The sequence below is a fragment of the Aeromonas sp. V90_14 genome (assembly GCF_029967615.1).
Classification (GTDB): Bacteria; Pseudomonadota; Gammaproteobacteria; order Enterobacterales; family Aeromonadaceae; genus Aeromonas; species Aeromonas hydrophila.
Genome location: NZ_JASCAS010000003.1, coordinates 46,429 through 62,663 on the forward strand (window position 1 = coordinate 46,429; position 16,235 = coordinate 62,663).

Below are 16,235 nucleotides of genomic sequence, written 5' to 3' on the forward strand. Positions count from 1 at the left end.
CCAAACTGGCCATGTCATCAATGCCGACCGTTCGCCGCCCACGGCCCATAAAACATCTATTTGAAGGCCAAGGCGCGAAGGAGTGCGGTCAGCGCTCCCCGCTGCGGGTGGCCATGTTCAGCAACGTGACGCGCATGGCCATGGCCTCGCGTTGGTAGGGATCGGCAATGCGGCGTCATCTGTTTATCTGGTTAGGCCCGTTATGTAGCTTGTTGTTGTTGGGGGCGGCGCTGGCCGTGCTCTATCGTCTGACTCACCTCTGGCACTGGCACGACATCCGGCTGGCCATCTGGTCTTTGCCGCTGCCGCTGCTGGGCGGTGCCTTGTTGCTGACCCTGCTCAGCTATGCCTGCCTCTGCTGTTACGACATGCTGGCGGTGCACGCCCTCGGCAAGCGGCTGCCCTGGCAGCAGGTGGGGGTCACCTCGTTCATCGCCTACACCTTCTCCAATACTCTGGGTTTCGCCCTGCTGACCGGCTCGTCGGTGCGCTATCGCATCTACTCGTCGCTGGGGCTCGGCACCGGGGAGGTGGCCAGGATCATCGTCTTCTGCTCGGTGACCTTCTTCCTCGGCCTGCTGGCCTGGGGGGGCACGGCACTGCTGGTGGGGCAGGCTACCACCTTGCTGCCGGACTGGCCGCTGTGGGCCGATCAGCTGCTCAACGTGGCGGGCGCTCTGGCGCTCTTGGCGGTGCTTGGCTACCTGTTCTGGCCAAAACCCGCGCTGGTCTGGCGTGGCCACGAGCTGGTGTTGCCGGTATTCAGAACCCGGCTGCTGCAACTGCTGGTGGCGCTGCTGGACTGGATGGCCGCTGCCGCCGTGCTCTATGTGCTGCTGCCGGCGGACAGCGTCTCCTATCCGGTGCTGCTCAGTGCCTTCGTGCTGGCCAGCTTCCTCGGGGTGCTGGCCCATGTGCCCGGCGGGATCGGGGTGTTCGAGGCGAGCATGAGCCTGCTGCTGGCCAAATACCTGCCGGTGGACAAGCTCTTGGCCTCCCTGCTGCTCTATCGCTGCATCTACTATGTGCTGCCTTTCCTGTGCGCCTTGCTGCTGTTCACCAGCCAAGAGCTGTTGCAGCAGAAGGCGCGCTGGAGCCGCCTGCAGGGCATCATGACCGCAGTGCGCGAGTTCCTGCCGGCGCTGATCAGTCTGGGGGCGTTCGCGGCGGGCAGCCTGCTGCTCTGCTCGGGGATGATCCCCACCATGCGCGGACGCATCGAGATGTTCCTGCAGGTATTGCCGCTGCACCTGCTGGAGCTCTCCCATGTGCTTGGCAGCGTCAGCGGCGTGCTGCTGATCCTGCTGGCCCGCAGCCTCTACCGGCGCCACGATGCGGCGTTTCGCATCACCCAGCTGCTGCTGGGGTTGGGGATGATCTTCTCCCTGCTCAAGGGGTTCGACTGGGAGTCGGCCCTGCTGCTCGGGCTGTTCCTGCTCATCATCACTCCCTGCCGCTCGCTGTTCTATCGCAAGGGCTCCCTGCTGCATGCCCAGTTCACCCCGGGCTGGCTCATCTCGGTGGGGGCCGTGCTGCTGGGGGCGCTCTGGCTGCTGCTCTTCTCCTACCGCCAGGTGGAATATGACCACGCCCTCTGGTTCCACTTCTCGCCCCATGGTGCCGCCTCCCGCGGGCTGCGGGCCATGGGCAGCGTGGTGGCCGTGCTGGCCGTGGTCGGGGTAGCCCAGCTGCTGGCGCCGCTGCGGGTCTCCGGGCGCAAGCCGGAAGCAGAGGAGCTGGCCCGCGCCCATGCCCTGGTGCTGCGGGAGGGGGGCGGTCATGGCTACCTGGCCCAGCTTGGCGACAAGTCGCTGCTGTTTCATCCCGGCGGCGAGGCGTTCTTGATGTACGGCGTCGAGGGCAATGGCTGGATCGTGATGGGGGATCCCATCGGTCAGCCTGAGCTTATCGAGGAGCTGCTCTGGCAGTTTCGCGAGCTGTGCGATCAGCACGATGCCAGCCCGGTGTTCTATCAGGTGTCGGCACGCTACCTGCCGCTCTATCTGGAGCTGGGCCTGATCCCGTTCAAGCTGGGGGAGGAGGCCATCGTCGATCTGGCAGCCTTCGAGCTGGCCGGCAGCCGGCTGCGCAACCTGCGTCAGAGCCATGCCAAGGGCAAGCGGGAGGGGCTGTCGTTCGAAGTGGTGGCGCCTGAATGCGTGCCTGCACTGTTACCGCGCCTCAAGGAGGTATCGGACACCTGGCTGCAGAGCAAGCAGGGCAAGGAGAAGGGCTTCTCGGTGGGCAGCTTTGAGCCCGCCTACCTCAGCCTGAGCCCGGCCGCGCTGGTGCGTCACGAGGGGCAGATCGTCGGTTTTGCCAACCTCTGGGTCAGCGAAAACAAGGAGAGCCTCTCCATCGATCTGATGCGCTACAGCCTGGACACCGGCACGGCGCCCATCATGGACTTCCTGTTCGTCGAGTTGCTGCTGTGGGGCAAGGCCGAGGGCTACGCCAGCTTCAACCTCGGCATGGCGCCCATGTCCGGTTTCAACGATCACCCCTTGAGCGGCTACTGGACCCGGCTTGGCAACACCATCTTCACCCGGGGCAGCCGTTTCTACAATTTCCAGGGGCTCAGACGCTACAAGGAGAAGTTCTCGCCGGACTGGGAGCCGCGCTACCTGCTCTGTACCAGCAAGCTGGTGCTGCCGAGGGTGCTGACCAACCTGATATCCCTGATCAGCCGAGGCCCGTTCGGGCTCATCAAAAAATAGGAGTCGGCCATGAAAATCCTGTTATTGCTGCTGGCGTGCTGCGCCTTTTCACTCTCTGCCGCGCCGGTGAAAGAGGAGCTGGGGCTGGTGGAGCTGCCGGTGGCACAAGCTTCAAGCGCCCCCATGGTGGTGTTCATGAGCGGTGACGGCGGCTGGGCGGCGCTGGACAAGGGGCTCAGCGCCCAGCTGCAGCAGCACGGCATGCCGGTGGTGGGCTGGAGCTCGCTCACCTACTACTGGAAGAAGAAGGATCCACAGCAGGTCACCGCCGACTTGGTGCGGATCCTGGATGATTACCAGTCCCGCTGGGGGCGCCAGCGCTGGCTGCTGGTGGGCTTCTCGTTTGGTGCCGAGATAGTGCCCTTCGTCATCAACCGGTTGCCCGAACCTTATCGCAAGAGCCTGGTCGGGGCCGTGATGCTCTCGCCCTCGACCGCCTCTGACTTCGAGATCCACGTCAGCGACATGGTGACCCACGACAAGGCGGGCAGCTATCCCACCCAGCCCGAGGTCAATGCCATCCACACCCTGCCGATGCTCTGCGTGCAGGGGGCGGATGACGACTCGCCGGTGCGGCTCTGTCCCCGTCTGCAGCAGCCCAACGTGACCACGGTGACCCTGCCCGGTTCGCACCATTTCGAGGATGACTACCCGGTGCTGTTCAAGACCATTGCCAGCCATCTTTCACTGCAATAAATATCGCGCGCCGGCAGGAAATATTGATTTAAATCAATGATTATTTCCTGCCGGCCCGATCCGTTCTCGCCCCGTCAGAATCTTTTTGCATTGACCTTTACAGGTGCTGATTGCTTCCCAACACTCTACTGAGCAACAACGTAAGAGTGGGGGCTACATGCGCGAACAAAAAGGCCATCTTGTTGATCAGGAAGTGGATTTCGCAGCTGATGAACAGCTGGTGTCCACCACGGATCTGCGGGGCGTGATCACCTACGCCAATGACAACTTCTGCCGGGTCGCCGGTTACAGCCGGGCCGAGCTGGTGGGGCAGCACCACAACATGGTGCGCCATCCTGACATGCCCAAGGCGGCATTTGCCGACTTGTGGGGCAAACTCAAGCAGGGCCAGCCATGGCGCGGCATGGTGAAGAACCGCTGCCAGGATGGTCGTTATTACTGGGTGGATGCCTACGTCACCCCCATCTTCGAGCAGGGCAAGATCAGCGGCTACCAGTCGGTGCGCTGCCGCGCCGATCCGCAGATGAAGCAGATCGCAGCCCGTACCTATGCGCGGCTGCGGGCGGCCGAGCAGGGCGGCGGCAAGCCCAGGATTTCGCTGGCGCGGCTGCGCCACGGGGTAGCGGTGGCCGGGTTGCTGGCGCTGGGCTGGCTCGGCACCGTGCAACTGGGCGGCTGGGCCGCGCTTTACATGGCGCTGCCGCTGATCTTGCTGGGGTTGCTCTATCGCCACGAGCTCATCACCACCCCCCGTTACCTGCAGCAACTGGCCGGCGAGTACGACAGCCTGACCCGGCTCATCTACTCGGGCCAGGAGCCAAGTGCCATCGCCGACTTCCACATCAAGCTGCTGCAGGCCCGTATTCGCACCGTGCTCGGCCGGGTGGATGATGCCACTCACGCCCTGCAGGATCTGGCGGTGCATCTGAAGAGCGCCTCCAGCGAGGCCAGCTCGGACATCGCCGAGCAGGATGCCCAGACCCAGCAGATGGCGGCCGCCATCACCGAGATGGCGAGCACGGCCCAGGAGATCGCCCGCAACATCCAGGACACCAACAGCCAGATTGCCGAGGCCAAGGCTCACTGCCAGCACACGGATCAGCAGTTGATCGAGACCGAGCACAAGATCACCGATCTGGCGAAGGAGGCGGAGCACGCCTTTGCCTCGGCGGTGGCGCTGGCCAGCGAGTCGGATCGCATCGGGGTGCTGATGGGAGAGATCCAGGGCATCGCCGATCAGACCAACCTGCTGGCGCTCAACGCCGCCATCGAGGCAGCCCGGGCCGGCGAACAGGGGCGTGGCTTTGCGGTGGTGGCGGACGAGGTGCGCACCCTGTCTACCCGCACCCACAAGGCGACCGAACAGATCCAGAGCAGCATCGGCCAGATCCAGCGCACCCTGAACGGCTGGAAGGGGATGATGCAGAACAACCTGCAACAGACTCAGGCCTGCGTAGCGATGACCCGAATGGGGTCGGACAGCCTGCATCAGGTACTGACGGAGATCGAGCTGGTGATGGACTTCTCGGCCCAGATCTCGGCGGCGGCGGAGGAGCAGCAGGCGGTGGTGGAGAACATCAGCCAGAACGTCAACCTCATCTCTCAGCACTCCCATGCCAACAGCAGCAAGATGCATGATGTCGACGAGTCGAGCGAGATCCTGCTGACCAAGGCCAGACAGCTCAAATCCCTGGGGCAGACCTTCGGTTAGTCACCGCTGCCATCCATACAACAACAAGGCCACCCGCGGGTGGCCTTGTGCTGTCGGAGTTTGGATCAGCCTGGGGACTCAGCCAGAGGGGCCCCCTTGTCGTGGTACATGGCGCGGTCGGCCTGGATCAGCCACTGCTCGGCGCGCCAGCCAGGCTGGTACTGGCTGATGCCGACGCTGATGCCGACCGCCAGCGGGACCCCTTCCACCTCGAACGGCGACTGCATGACGGCCCTGATCTGCTCGGCGATGACGTCGGCCTGCGCCTGATCATGGCCCGGCAACAGCAGCACGAACTCGTCGCCGGCCAGTCTGGCGAAGAAGTGCTGTGGCCCGAGGCTGCGGCTGATCCGCTCCGCCAGCTGGCAGAGGAGGGCATCGCCGTGGCTGTGGCCGAAGTTGTCATTGACCTGCTTGAAGTCGTCGAGGTCGCAAAACAGCAGGCAGCCGGGGGCCGGGCCCTTGACCTGGGCATCGAGCCGCTCCATCAGGCTCAGCCGGTTGGGCAGGCCGGTGAGCGGGTCGCGGCGGGCGAGCTGCCAGATCTCCTCCTCCCGCTGGCGGCGCAGGGCAATCTCGCGATTGAGCCGCTGGTTGCACATCAATAGATAGAGGGCCAGCAGCAGGATCAGCACGCAGGCCGCCAGGCTCAGCAGGAACCAGGGACGCCAGAAGATCCACTGCTCGGAAGGGGCCTGATAGAGAAACTCGTGCAAGGAGACCGGCTTGGACACCAGCCCGATCTCGACCAGCTGTTGCATGATGTGGGCCATGCGATCGGGATTCATATACCCGATCTCCACATAGAGCGGCTGGATCATCTCCTTGCTCACCTGCAGCTCGTACTCCATGTGGGCCTGACTGCGGTTGACGCCATACTCCTTGCGCAGCAGGGCGATGGCCTCCTGAGGGTGGGCGAGGGCGTAGCGCCAACCCGCCAGGCTTGCGGCCCGAAACCGGGCCACCCGATCCGGATGGGCGCGCTCCTGCGCCTGGGTGGTGAACAGGATGTCGCTGTAGAAATCGATGCCGTAGTTGCGCGGATTGATGACGGAGACGGGGATGCCGCGCTCCTCCAGATAGAAGGGCTCGTTGCTGAGGTAGGCGTTGAAGATGTCGACCCGGCCCTCGATGAGATCCTCGATGTTGACCGAGGTGGGCAGCGGGATGAGCTGGTGCTCATTGAGCCCCTGATAGAACAGGGTGGCCAGCAGTTCGGCGTCCTGATGGGCCGAAAACATCATGATCCGTTTGCCACGCATGTCGTCAACGGTGAGAATGCCGCTGTCACGGCGAGCCAGAAAGATGGACGGGGAGTGCTGGTAGACGCTGGCAAGCGCCAACAGTGGCTGGCCGCTGGCGTAGCTGGTGAGCACCTCGGTGTTGCCGACCCCGAAGTCGGCCCGCCCGCTCAGCACCTCTTCTACCGGGCTGATGTCCTTGCCGCCGGGCCGTATCTCGACGTCCAGCCCGGCACTGGCATAAAAGCCTTTGGCCTTGGCCATGTGATAGCCAACGAACTGGGGCTGATGCAGCCAGCGCAGCTGGAGTACGACCCGCTCCGGCGCTTCAAGGGTGGATTCGCTGGCCCGCAGGGGAACAGCGTGACTGATGCCAATCAGCAGCAGCCAAAGCAGGTATCTCTTCATCCGTGCGAGTCTTGTTCTGAGTGTTCATGGGGTGCGACCCCGCAGGGTCATGTTCTTGTAATTAAAAACATTCTAAAGGGTTATTGATGTACCTGATACTAGCGCAGCACAAAGATTTCATGGTTATCAACAAGGGGCCCGGGCTCGGCATGCATGACGAGACCGACGAGGCCGGCCTGCTCCATCCGGGGCTGGTCAGTCGGGTCAAGGCCGACACCGGTCTGCTGCTCTATCCGGTGCATCGGCTCGACAAGATGACCTCCGGGCTGGTGCTCTTGGCGCGCACCACCGAGGCCAACCGGGCCCTCAGCATGGCCTTTGCCGCGCGGGAAGTGAGCAAGCAGTATCTGGCCCTCTCCGATCGCAAGCCCAAGAAGAAGCAAGGCTGGGTGAAGGGGGACATGCAGAAGGGGCGGGGTGGCAGCTGGATGCTGGCGCGCAGCCAGGACAACCCGGCCATCAGCTGGTTCGACTCCGTCTCGGTGCGCGAGGGGCTGCGCCTTTATCGCATCAAGCCTCAGACCGGCAAGACCCACCAGATCCGGGTGGCCTTGAAGAGCGTGGGGGCGCCCATCCTCGGCGATGAGCGCTACGGCGGCACGGCGGCCGATCGCGGCTATCTGCACGCCTGGCGCCTCGCGTTCACCCTGGCGGGGGAGGCGTTCGACTTCGTCTGCCCGCCGGACGAAGGCACGCTGTTTGTGCTGCCTGAGTTGCACGCCGCCATCGCGGGGCTGGCCGAATGAAGGGGGCAACAGTACCAGGCGTGCCGGATCTGCCCGCCAGCGGCTGGATCCTGGCGGATTTTGACGACACCCTGGCGCCGGATGACAGCCATGCCGGGCTGCTGCGTTTCATCCTGCGTCGTCGCATCTGGCCGCTGCTGCTGTGGCCGGTGATGGCTCTGGGCGGGCTGGTCTATCTGCTGCCAAGCCAGCGCCGGCGCGGCATTTCACTGATCTGGTGGGCTATCACCCTCGGGCTCTCGCCGCTGGGGTGGCGACGCCTGGTGCGGGCCTATTGCCGTACCCGGCCTGGACTGTTTCGTGAGGCACGCGCCCTGCTGCTGGCCGAAGGGCAGCGCTGCTGGGTGCTCTCCGCCAGCCCTCGCGCCCTGGTGCGGGGGCAACTGCATCAGCAACTGCCCGGCCATCTGCCCCATCGCATTCTGGGTTCGCGGATGCACTATCGCCTCGGCGGCCTGATGCCGCGTTTTTACTGCCACGGCCAGCACAAGATCCTGCCCGGGATCCACTCCCTCGGCGCCACCCTGGCCCTGAGCGACAGCCTGCACGACTTGCCACTGCTGGCAGAGGGGCAGGCGGCTTGGCTCATCAACCCCACCCCGGCGCGGCTGCAACAGGCGCGGCAGGCATTGCCCCGTATCGAGCCCAGATACTGGTCCCTGTAAGGCAAAACTGACAGCCTTGCGGGACGCCACCGAGCGCGCCACAAGGCTGCGGCCTCAATGTCACAATCTATTTACATCTTTTGGCCGTCCCCCCCGGCAAACTATCTGAACGCCGCCTCTTCTCTTCCGCCGCGCCGCCACCTCTAATGAAACAAGTTGTTAACAATGCCGGTGGCGGCTGCCCGCAGCGCCCCGGTGTGACCCTCTTCGTTATCAGTCAATCGCAAGGAGCGCATCATGACGACCACTTCTTCTGCCCGTACTCACACCATCAATCCGCTCGGTACCGATGGTTTCGAATTCGTCGAGTACACGGCGCCGGATGCCAAAGGGATTGCCGCCCTCAAGGCGCTGTTCGTCTCGCTGGGCTTTGCCGAGGTGGCGCAGCACAAGCACAAGCAGTGCTGGCTCTACCGCCAGGGGGACATCAACTTCGTGGTCAATGCCGAGCCCCACTCCCAGGCCGAGCAGTTTGCCAGCCTGCACGGGCCGAGCGTCTGCGGCATGGCGTTTCGGGTGAGCGATGCAGGCAAGGCCCAGCAGTACGCCATCGGCAAGGGCGCCAAGCCGTTCGTCGGCAAGATTGGCCCCATGGAGCTCAACATCCCCGCCATCTACGGCATCGGCGAGAGCACCCTCTCTTTCGTCGACCGCTACGGTGACAAGGGCTCCATCTATGACGTGGACTTCGTCTTCTATCCCGACTGGCAGGCACGCATGGCCGAGGTGGATGCCGGGTTGTACGAGATTGACCACCTGACCCACAACGTGCAGCGCGGCAACATGGATGTCTGGTCCAATTTCTACGAGCGGATCGGCAACTTTCGCGAAATCCGCTACTTCGACATCGAGGGCAAGCTGACCGGGCTGCATTCCCGCGCCATGACAGCTCCCTGCGGCAAAATTCGCATTCCCATCAATGAATCTTCCGACGACAAGTCCCAGATCGAGGAGTACCTGCGCCAGTACAAGGGGGAGGGGATCCAGCACATCGCCATGGCGTCGAGCGATATCTACCACACCATCCGTACCCTGCGCGGCCGTGGCACCGGCTTTATGCCGACCCCGGACACCTACTACGAGAAGGTGGACAGCCGGGTCGAGGGGCACCAGGAGGATCTGGCGGCGCTCAAAGAGCTGCGCATCCTCATTGACGGTTCCCCCACCAAGGATGGCATTCTGCTGCAGATCTTCACCGACACCGTGATCGGCCCGGTGTTCTTCGAGATCATCCAGCGCAAGGGCAACGAAGGCTTTGGCGAGGGCAACTTCCAGGCACTGTTCGAATCCATCGAGCTGGATCAGATCCGTCGCGGGGTGCTCAATGATGCGTAACGGGAACCGCCACGGGCGGGTTGGTTGTCAAGCAAGGGAGGTTGGCGATGCGCAACTGGATTAACTTTCCCCACCGTGAGGGGACACACTCCCGTCAGGCTCATGCCGACCTGCCCGAGCAGGCCATCTATGAGCGCGAACTGGGCCGCTCCGGCTTTTTCGGGCCGGCCACCCACATGCACCACAAGCATGCCCCCACCGACTGGGTCAACTGGGAGGGGCCGCTGCGCCCGCGCCTGTTCGATCTCAACGCCCTCGGCGAGGAGGTGAGTTCACTCTCCCCCTGGGTGATGCCGGATATTCTGAGCAACCCCCATTGCCGCTACCGCATCTGGCGCCTGCATGAGCCCATGCCGTTTCTGGTGCGCAACGCCGATGGCGACGAGCTCCTGTTCATCCACGAAGGGAGCGGTGAGTTCTACTGCGATTACGGTCACCTGACCCTGCGCGATGGCGACTACCTGGTGATCCCCCGCGGCACAATGTGGCGCATCGAGCCGACGGCGCCCCTGTTCATCCTGATGATCGAGGCAACCAACGACAGCTACCAGCTGCCGGACAAGGGGCTGGTGGGCAATCACGCCATCTTCGATCCGGCGGCGCTGGACGTGCCGGCCATCAACGAGCGCTTCCTGGCCCAGCAGGATGAGAATCCCTGGTCGCTGCAGGTCAAGCGTCACAACCAGGTCTCGGTCATCACCTGGCCGTTCAATCCGCTGGATGCGCAAGGGTGGCACGGGGATCTCTGCGTGGTGCGCCTCAACTGGCGGGACATCCGCCCGCTGATGAGCCACCGCTACCACCTGCCGCCCTCGGCCCACTCCACCTTCGTGGCGAGCCGGTTCGTGGTCTGCACCTTCGTGCCGCGCCCCATCGAGAGCGATCCCGGCGCCCTCAAGGTGCCCTTCTATCACAGCAACGACGACTACGACGAGGTGCTCTTCTACCACGCCGGGGATTTCTTCAGCCGGGACAACATCGAGCGAGGCATGGTCACCTTCCATCCCGCCGGTTTTACCCACGGCCCCCATCCCAAGGCGTTTGCGGCGGGTCAGGCCTACGCCAAGAAGTTCACCGACGAGGTGGCGGTGATGCTCGATACCCGCGATGCACTCAACGTCGGCAGCCTGTGTGACGGGGTGGAGAACCCGCGTTACGTCACCAGCTGGTTGCGCCCGGAACTCACGCCAGCCACGAACGGCAAATAAGAGGAATCCCTATGAAACTGGCAACCCTGAACAATGGTAAACGGGACGGCGCCCTGGTGGTGGTGAGTCGCGATCTGAGCCGTGCGGTGCGCGTGCCGCAGCTGGCCGCCACTCTGCAGGCGGCCCTCGACGAGTGGGCCGAACTGGCGCCCAAACTGACCGCCGTCTATCAGCAGCTCAACGATGGCGCCTGCGCCGACGCCTTCCCGTTCGACGAGACGGCCTGTCTCTCCCCGTTGCCGCGAGCCTACCAGTGGGCCGACGGCAGCGCCTACGTCAACCACGTGGAGCTGGTGCGCAAGGCCCGCGGCGCCGAGATGCCTGCAAGCTTCTGGCACGATCCCCTGATCTATCAGGGGGGCTCGGACAGCTTCCTGCCGCCCCGTGGCACCATCCCGATGGGGTCGGAGGAGTGGGGCATCGATTTCGAGTCGGAGATCGCCGTCATCACCGACGACGTGCCGATGGGCACCAGCCCGCAGGCGGCCGCCGGCCACATCAAGCTGCTGATGCTGGTCAACGACGTCAGCCTGCGCAACCTCATCCCGGGGGAGCTTGCCAAGGGCTTTGGCTTCTTCCAGTCCAAGCCCTCCAGCAGCTTCTCGCCGCTGGCCATCACCCCGGACGAGCTGGGGGATGACTGGCGCGATGGCAAGGTGCACCTGCCCCTCGAAACCCACCTCAACGGTGCCCTGTTCGGGGCCCCCGACGCCGGGGTGGACATGACCTTCAACTTTTATGAGCTGATCGCCCACGCCGCCAAGACCCGGCCGCTCGGGGCGGGTTGCATCATCGGCTCGGGCACCGTCTCCAACTACGACCGAAGCCGCGGTTCATCCTGCCTCGCCGAGCTGCGAATGCTGGAAATTATCGAGTCAGGTCAAGCCACTACACCCTTTCTGCGCTTTGGTGATACAGTGTCCATCGCGATGCAGGATCGCAACGGGATGAGTCTGTTTGGCACCATTTTGCAGCGGGTCACGCCGGCGGGGGCCAGTCAGACGAAGTGAGGGGCCAGCATGGATACGAGGCCGGCTGGTGAGCGGCAGGTGCCCTTGCACCTGCCAACACAGGGACAGATTATGTTGCAGTTGTTTGGATATTGGCGTTCATCGGCAAGTTATCGGGTACGGATCGTGATGCAGCTCAAGGGGCTCGATTATGAGCAGCATCCGGTCAATCTGCGGCAGGGCGAGCAGCGCGAGAAGGCCTACCGTCGGCTCAACCCTCAGGGGCTGGTGCCGTTTCTGGTGGATGGCGAGGTGCAGGTGGGCCAGTCGGTGGCCATCATGGAGTATCTCGACGAAACCTATCCCGCCCACCCGCTGATGCCCTCTGCCCCGCAGGAGCGTGCCCGGGTACGCCAGATCGTCAACATGATTGCCTGCGACATCCACCCCCTCAACAACCTGCGGGTGCTCAACTATCTGGAGCAGTCGCTGGGGCAGGGCAAGGCACATCGCGACGAGTGGTATCGCCACTGGATTGACGAGACCTTCACCGCGCTGGAGCAACTGCTGATGACCACCGCCGGCATCTATTGCGTCGGCAACGAGGTGACCCTGGCGGACTGCATGCTGGTGCCCCAGGTCTACAACGCCCGCCGTTACGACATGTCGCTGGAAGACTACCCCACCATCAACCGCATCGTCGCCAACTGCGAGCAACTGCAGGCCTTTATCAAGGCCGCGCCAGAGCAGCAGCCGGATGCCCAGCCCTGACATACGGCAGGCCGGGCCCGGTCATCCCGGCCCGGCCTGCCGTGTTCACTCTGCCAACTCCCTCCCTTTCCGTTCGCCTCAGGGCGTTCCGTTGCAGCCATAGCGCCGAAAGCCGGGCCGCTCGCCCAGTCGCTGGTAGTAGTCGTTCACGGCCGGCAGTTGCGGACGATCATAGGGCGTCTCCAGCCAGCGGTTGACCGACAGCCCGATGGGAATGTCCGCCAGCGAGAAGTGGGGGCCGGCCACATATCCCCCCGCTGCTTGAAGCTGTCTCTCCAGGATCCCCATGCAGTGAGACCACTGCAGGCACGCTGCGTGAAGGGCCTGATGGTCTTGATGCTGGGGGGAGCGCCGCACCAGCGACAGGAAGGCGTAGCGCCAGGCGCTGTTCAAGTCCGATGCCTGCCAGTCAATCCATTGATCGACCCGGGCCCTTGCTCTCGCCTCGACGGGATAGAGCGCGTTGTCGCCGTAGCGCGCCGCCAGATAGCGGATGATGGTGTTCGACTCCCACAGGGTGAAGTCGTCATCCTGAATGACCGGCACCATGGCATTGGGGTTGAGTGCTAGGAACGCCGGGGTATCCGTCGGCTTGAAGCCGGACCCCCACTCCTCCAGCTCGAACGGGAGATCCAGCTCGGCGCAGGTCCACAGCACCTTGCGCACATTGATGGAGGAGGCTTTGCCCAGTATCCGTAACATTTTTTCGTCCTTGTCGGGGGGATGGCCGGCTTGCCGCAGGCCTACAACCCCTGCTTGCATGGCCATCGAGGCCCAGCACCGTCACCGACCGTGCAGGGCCCTGATTGCATCGATTGGCGAGTCAGCCGTGGGTGGTCTTGGGCTGGAAGAAGGCGATGAACTTGCCGAATTTCTCCCCGTCGTAGCCGTCACCCTTCTCCAGCAGCCCGGTGTTGAAGGATTCGAGCAGCTTGCCCTTGGCATCCAGCACGTAGAAGTGGGGCACCCCCAGATACTCGGGATATCCTTTGAGGAAGGACTCGTTCTTGTTCTGCTTGCTGACGTTCACCTTGACCACCACAAAGGTGCGGTTGAGCTGGCTGGCAAGATCGGGTTGTTGGTCCAGAAAGTGGTTCATCTCCTGGCACCAGCTGCACCACTCGCCGCCCACCAGCAGCAGGACTTTCTTGCCCTCGGCACTGGCCTTGGCGGTGGCGGCGGCGAGATCGCGGGCCGGGTCCCGCTGCTCGTCATAGCCCTGGCTGTAATCGGGCAGGGTCTGGCTCCAGAGGTGGCCGGCGCTGTACGCCTCGCCATGAAACAGGGCGGTGCCAAGCACCAGCGGCAATAGCAGTCGGTTCATCACGTGCTCCTTGTGTTGTTGTGGTTGCTTCCAAGCCGCAACAATGTGACACGAGCGAGCCCGGCCGCCAAGGGCGAGATGGGCGCTTGTTATGCAAAAAGCGGGAATGGGTCGGCGGGAAAAAACCAAGCCCCTCGCAGGAGGGGCTTGGTATTCAGGCAAGGAAGGTCGCCGGCAGATCAGTAACCCTGCTGGTGGACGTCCATCACGGCGCGACCGGAGGGGTCGGCCATCTCCTTGAACTTGGCATCCCACTCCAGCGCGGTCGGGGTGGAGCAGGCGACCGACTTGCCGTAGGGCACGGTGCGGGCGGCGGACTCCAGCGGGAAGTGCTCGTCAAAGATGGCGCGGTAGAAGTAGGCCTCCTTGGTGAGCGGGGTGTTGACGGGGAAGCGGAAGGCCGCCGCCTCGAACATCTGATCCGTCACCTCTTCCTCGACCATGGCCTTGAGGCTGTCGATCCAGGAATAGCCCACGCCGTCGGAGAACTGCTCCTTCTGGCGCCACGCCACTTCGTGGGGCAGCAGATCCTCGAACGCTTCGCGCAGGATGTGCTTCTCGATCTTGCCCTTGCCGCACATCTTGTCGGCAGGCTGCAGGCGCATCGCCACATCCATGAACTCCTTGTCGAGGAAGGGCACGCGACCCTCCACCCCCCAGGCGGCCATCGACTTGTTGGCGCGCAGGCAGTCATAGAGGTGCAGTGAAGCGAGCTTGCGCACGTTCTCTTCGTGGAACTCGCGGGCGTTGGGCGCCTTGTGGAAGTAGAGGTAGCCGCCGAACAGCTCGTCGGAGCCTTCGCCGGAGAGCACCATCTTGATCCCCATCGCCTTGATGTAGCGGGCCATCAGGTACATCGGCGTGGAGGCGCGGATGGTGGTGACGTCATAGGTCTCGAGGTGATAGATGACGTCCCGCAGGGCATCCAGCCCTTCCTGCACGGTGAAGTGGATCTGGTGGTGAATGGTGCCCAGGTGGTCAGCCACCTTGCGGGCGGCGGCGAGATCCGGCGAGCCTTCCAGGCCGACGGCGAAGGAGTGCAACTGCGGCCACCAGGCTTCGCTCTTGCCATCGTCTTCAACCCGACGGGCGGCATAGAGCTTGGTGATGGCGGAGATGACGGACGAATCCAGCCCGCCGGAGAGCAGCACGCCGTAGGGCACGTCGCACATCAGCTGGCGCTTGACCGCCGCTTCCAGCGCGGCTTTGAGCTCGGCCTTGTCGCTGACGTTGTGCTCGACCGCGCCGTACTCCATCCAGTCGCGTTTGTACCACTGTTTGAGCTCGCCATCCTTGCTCCACAGGTAGTGTCCCGGCGGGAAGGTTTCGACGCTCTTGCAGACCGGTACCAGCGCCTTCATCTCGGAGGCAACGTAGAAGTTGCCGTGCTCGTCGCGGCCGGTGTAAAGGGGAATGATCCCCATGTGGTCGCGACCAATCAGGTAGGCATCCTGCTCGGCGTCATAGAGGATAAAGGCGAAGATGCCGTTCAGGTCATCCAGGAAGGCGGGGCCCTTCTCCTTGTAGAGGGCTAGCAGCACCTCGCAGTCGGAGTGGGTCTGGAACTGGAAATCGACTTTGAGGTGCTTCTCCAGCTCCTTGTGGTTGTAGATCTCGCCGTTGACGGCCAGCACGTGGGTGCGCTCGGGGTTGTAGAGCGGCTGGGCGCCGTTGCCCGGATCGACGATGGCCAGGCGCTCGTGCACCAGAATGGCTTTGTCGGAGCTGTAGACGCCGGACCAGTCAGGACCGCGGTGGCGCAATCGCTTGGACATCTCCAGCGCCGATTTGCGCAGCGCGGCCGCATCGGATTTGATGTCCAGAATGCCGAAAATAGAACACATTGGCGGTAATCCTCTTGATTTTTATATGAGCCCCCCACATTCGGGCTCGAAATTCCATTTACATTCCTCGCCAATCACAATGCCTAGTGCAAAAACCTTTTGCAAGCGGGAAAACCGCAGAAAATCATGCCGTACACGTCAACCCGGTCAGCCTGAAAAAGGGCGGCTACGGCGGCCCGGGTTGACGCAGACGTCAAGTCGCGGCGGGCTCGAAGATCACATAGAGCTTGCGGCAGGGGGTGAGGGTCTCCCACTCCCCGACAAAGCCGGCCGGGATGACGAACTGATCGCCGGGTTTGAGGGGCAGTTTGCCGCCCTGGCCGTCGTGGATCACCGCCTCGCCCTCCAGCAGCTGGCAATATTCGTGCTCGGTGTAGTGGATGGCCCAGCGGCCGGGCTCGCAAGCCCAGAAGCCGACGTGAAACTGCTGGCTCGGGTCGGAGTAGTGGTTCCATACCGTCTGGCGCGGATTGCCGGCGCGCAGGCGCTCGGGGGCGGGCATCAGCGGGGTGGGGGCCGCCTCATGGCGGTCAAGCAGGATCCAGTCGTTGAGGGTCTTCATGCTGCCTCCTTGGCAAGGGATAAAAAAACGGGGCCATCCAGGCCCCGTAATTGTTCG

The 16,235-nt window shown here is 63.5% G+C and carries 14 protein-coding genes; 9 read left to right on the plus strand and 5 right to left on the minus strand.

All coding sequences use genetic code 11. The annotated features are described in order from the left end of the window. Positions 1–167: 167 nt before the first annotated feature. The 3 genes from mprF (at position 168) to QLG02_RS03860 (ending at position 5,124) form a co-directional block, all read left to right on the plus strand. Positions 168–2,717 carry a bifunctional lysylphosphatidylglycerol flippase/synthetase MprF gene (mprF, locus tag QLG02_RS03850; protein WP_282464556.1) on the plus strand — a complete coding sequence of 850 codons (2,550 nt, stop codon included), beginning with the start codon at positions 168–170 and terminating at the stop codon, positions 2,715–2,717. 9 nt (positions 2,718–2,726) lie between these two features. Beyond that, on the plus strand, positions 2,727–3,413 hold the full coding sequence (locus tag QLG02_RS03855; protein WP_017408048.1) for an AcvB/VirJ family lysyl-phosphatidylglycerol hydrolase: 687 nt from the start codon (positions 2,727–2,729) through the stop codon (positions 3,411–3,413). A gap of 157 nt (positions 3,414–3,570) precedes the next feature. Next, positions 3,571–5,124, plus strand: coding sequence for a PAS domain-containing methyl-accepting chemotaxis protein (locus tag QLG02_RS03860; RefSeq protein WP_024944506.1), 1,554 nt, complete (start codon positions 3,571–3,573; stop codon positions 5,122–5,124). Between the two features lie 65 nt (positions 5,125–5,189). Here the strand turns inward: QLG02_RS03860 and QLG02_RS03865 are convergent, their stop codons facing one another. Further along, positions 5,190–6,773, minus strand: coding sequence for a GGDEF domain-containing protein (locus QLG02_RS03865; RefSeq protein WP_282464557.1), 1,584 nt, complete (start codon positions 6,771–6,773; stop codon positions 5,190–5,192). Between the two features lie 86 nt (positions 6,774–6,859). On the opposite strand from QLG02_RS03865, the gene QLG02_RS03870 reads away from it, so the two are divergent. The 6 genes from QLG02_RS03870 (at position 6,860) to maiA (ending at position 12,448) form a co-directional block, all read left to right on the plus strand. Continuing rightward, positions 6,860–7,519 (plus strand): TIGR01621 family pseudouridine synthase, encoded by a 660-nt coding sequence (locus QLG02_RS03870; RefSeq protein ID WP_282464558.1) that lies wholly within the window; start codon positions 6,860–6,862, stop codon positions 7,517–7,519. After that, entirely contained in the window at positions 7,516–8,184 is a 669-nt protein-coding gene (locus QLG02_RS03875) for an HAD family hydrolase (protein WP_282464559.1), read from the plus strand. Before QLG02_RS03870 ends, QLG02_RS03875 begins: the two co-directional genes overlap by 4 nt. A 237-nt stretch (positions 8,185–8,421) precedes the next feature. Then, positions 8,422–9,519 carry a 4-hydroxyphenylpyruvate dioxygenase gene (hppD, locus tag QLG02_RS03880; protein WP_017408053.1) on the plus strand — a complete coding sequence of 366 codons (1,098 nt, stop codon included), beginning with the start codon at positions 8,422–8,424 and terminating at the stop codon, positions 9,517–9,519. A 47-nt stretch (positions 9,520–9,566) separates the two neighbouring features. Then, positions 9,567–10,727, plus strand: coding sequence for a homogentisate 1,2-dioxygenase (locus tag QLG02_RS03885; RefSeq protein ID WP_011706477.1), 1,161 nt, complete (start codon positions 9,567–9,569; stop codon positions 10,725–10,727). Between the two features lie 11 nt (positions 10,728–10,738). Beyond that, positions 10,739–11,737: a fumarylacetoacetate hydrolase family protein gene (locus QLG02_RS03890; RefSeq protein WP_044800255.1), complete on the plus strand. Its 999-nt coding sequence runs from the start codon at positions 10,739–10,741 to the stop codon at positions 11,735–11,737. Between the two features lie 72 nt (positions 11,738–11,809). Continuing rightward, a complete protein-coding gene (gene maiA / locus QLG02_RS03895; RefSeq protein WP_039214563.1) occupies positions 11,810–12,448 on the plus strand; it encodes a maleylacetoacetate isomerase in 639 nt (212 codons plus the stop codon). 78 nt (positions 12,449–12,526) lie between these two features. On the opposite strand, the gene QLG02_RS03900 is transcribed toward maiA, so the two are convergent. The 4 genes from QLG02_RS03900 to QLG02_RS03915 form a co-directional block, all read right to left on the minus strand. Next, the gene (locus QLG02_RS03900; RefSeq protein ID WP_282464560.1) at positions 12,527–13,150 is read right to left on the minus strand and encodes a glutathione S-transferase; all 624 of its coding nucleotides are present in this window, start codon (positions 13,148–13,150) and stop codon (positions 12,527–12,529) included. Positions 13,151–13,271: 121 nt separating this feature from the next. Further along, entirely contained in the window at positions 13,272–13,772 is a 501-nt protein-coding gene (locus tag QLG02_RS03905; RefSeq protein WP_282464561.1) for a thioredoxin family protein, read from the minus strand. Between the two features lie 179 nt (positions 13,773–13,951). Then, complete coding sequence (gene asnB, locus QLG02_RS03910) at positions 13,952–15,616, minus strand: asparagine synthase B (RefSeq protein WP_042066705.1); 1,665 nt, start codon at positions 15,614–15,616, stop codon at positions 13,952–13,954. A 193-nt stretch (positions 15,617–15,809) separates the two neighbouring features. Next, the gene (locus QLG02_RS03915) at positions 15,810–16,178 is read right to left on the minus strand and encodes a cupin domain-containing protein (RefSeq protein ID WP_017408059.1); all 369 of its coding nucleotides are present in this window, start codon (positions 16,176–16,178) and stop codon (positions 15,810–15,812) included. Positions 16,179–16,235 lie beyond the last annotated feature (57 nt).

What these genes read in the sequence shown, in the direction of transcription:
- mprF (WP_282464556.1), top strand. Translation starts at nt 168, where the DNA reads ATGCGGCGTCATCTGTTTATCTGGTTAGGCCCGTTATGTAGCTTGTTG.
- QLG02_RS03855 (WP_017408048.1), top strand. Translation starts at nt 2,727, where the DNA reads ATGAAAATCCTGTTATTGCTGCTGGCGTGCTGCGCCTTTTCACTCTCT.
- QLG02_RS03860 (WP_024944506.1), top strand. Translation starts at nt 3,571, where the DNA reads ATGCGCGAACAAAAAGGCCATCTTGTTGATCAGGAAGTGGATTTCGCA.
- QLG02_RS03865 (WP_282464557.1), bottom strand. Translation starts at nt 6,773, where the DNA reads ATGAAGAGATACCTGCTTTGGCTGCTGCTGATTGGCATCAGTCACGCT.
- QLG02_RS03870 (WP_282464558.1), top strand. Translation starts at nt 6,860, where the DNA reads ATGTACCTGATACTAGCGCAGCACAAAGATTTCATGGTTATCAACAAG.
- QLG02_RS03875 (WP_282464559.1), top strand. Translation starts at nt 7,516, where the DNA reads ATGAAGGGGGCAACAGTACCAGGCGTGCCGGATCTGCCCGCCAGCGGC.
- hppD (WP_017408053.1), top strand. Translation starts at nt 8,422, where the DNA reads ATGACGACCACTTCTTCTGCCCGTACTCACACCATCAATCCGCTCGGT.
- QLG02_RS03885 (WP_011706477.1), top strand. Translation starts at nt 9,567, where the DNA reads ATGCGCAACTGGATTAACTTTCCCCACCGTGAGGGGACACACTCCCGT.
- QLG02_RS03890 (WP_044800255.1), top strand. Translation starts at nt 10,739, where the DNA reads ATGAAACTGGCAACCCTGAACAATGGTAAACGGGACGGCGCCCTGGTG.
- maiA (WP_039214563.1), top strand. Translation starts at nt 11,810, where the DNA reads ATGTTGCAGTTGTTTGGATATTGGCGTTCATCGGCAAGTTATCGGGTA.
- QLG02_RS03900 (WP_282464560.1), bottom strand. Translation starts at nt 13,150, where the DNA reads ATGTTACGGATACTGGGCAAAGCCTCCTCCATCAATGTGCGCAAGGTG.
- QLG02_RS03905 (WP_282464561.1), bottom strand. Translation starts at nt 13,772, where the DNA reads ATGAACCGACTGCTATTGCCGCTGGTGCTTGGCACCGCCCTGTTTCAT.
- asnB (WP_042066705.1), bottom strand. Translation starts at nt 15,616, where the DNA reads ATGTGTTCTATTTTCGGCATTCTGGACATCAAATCCGATGCGGCCGCG.
- QLG02_RS03915 (WP_017408059.1), bottom strand. Translation starts at nt 16,178, where the DNA reads ATGAAGACCCTCAACGACTGGATCCTGCTTGACCGCCATGAGGCGGCC.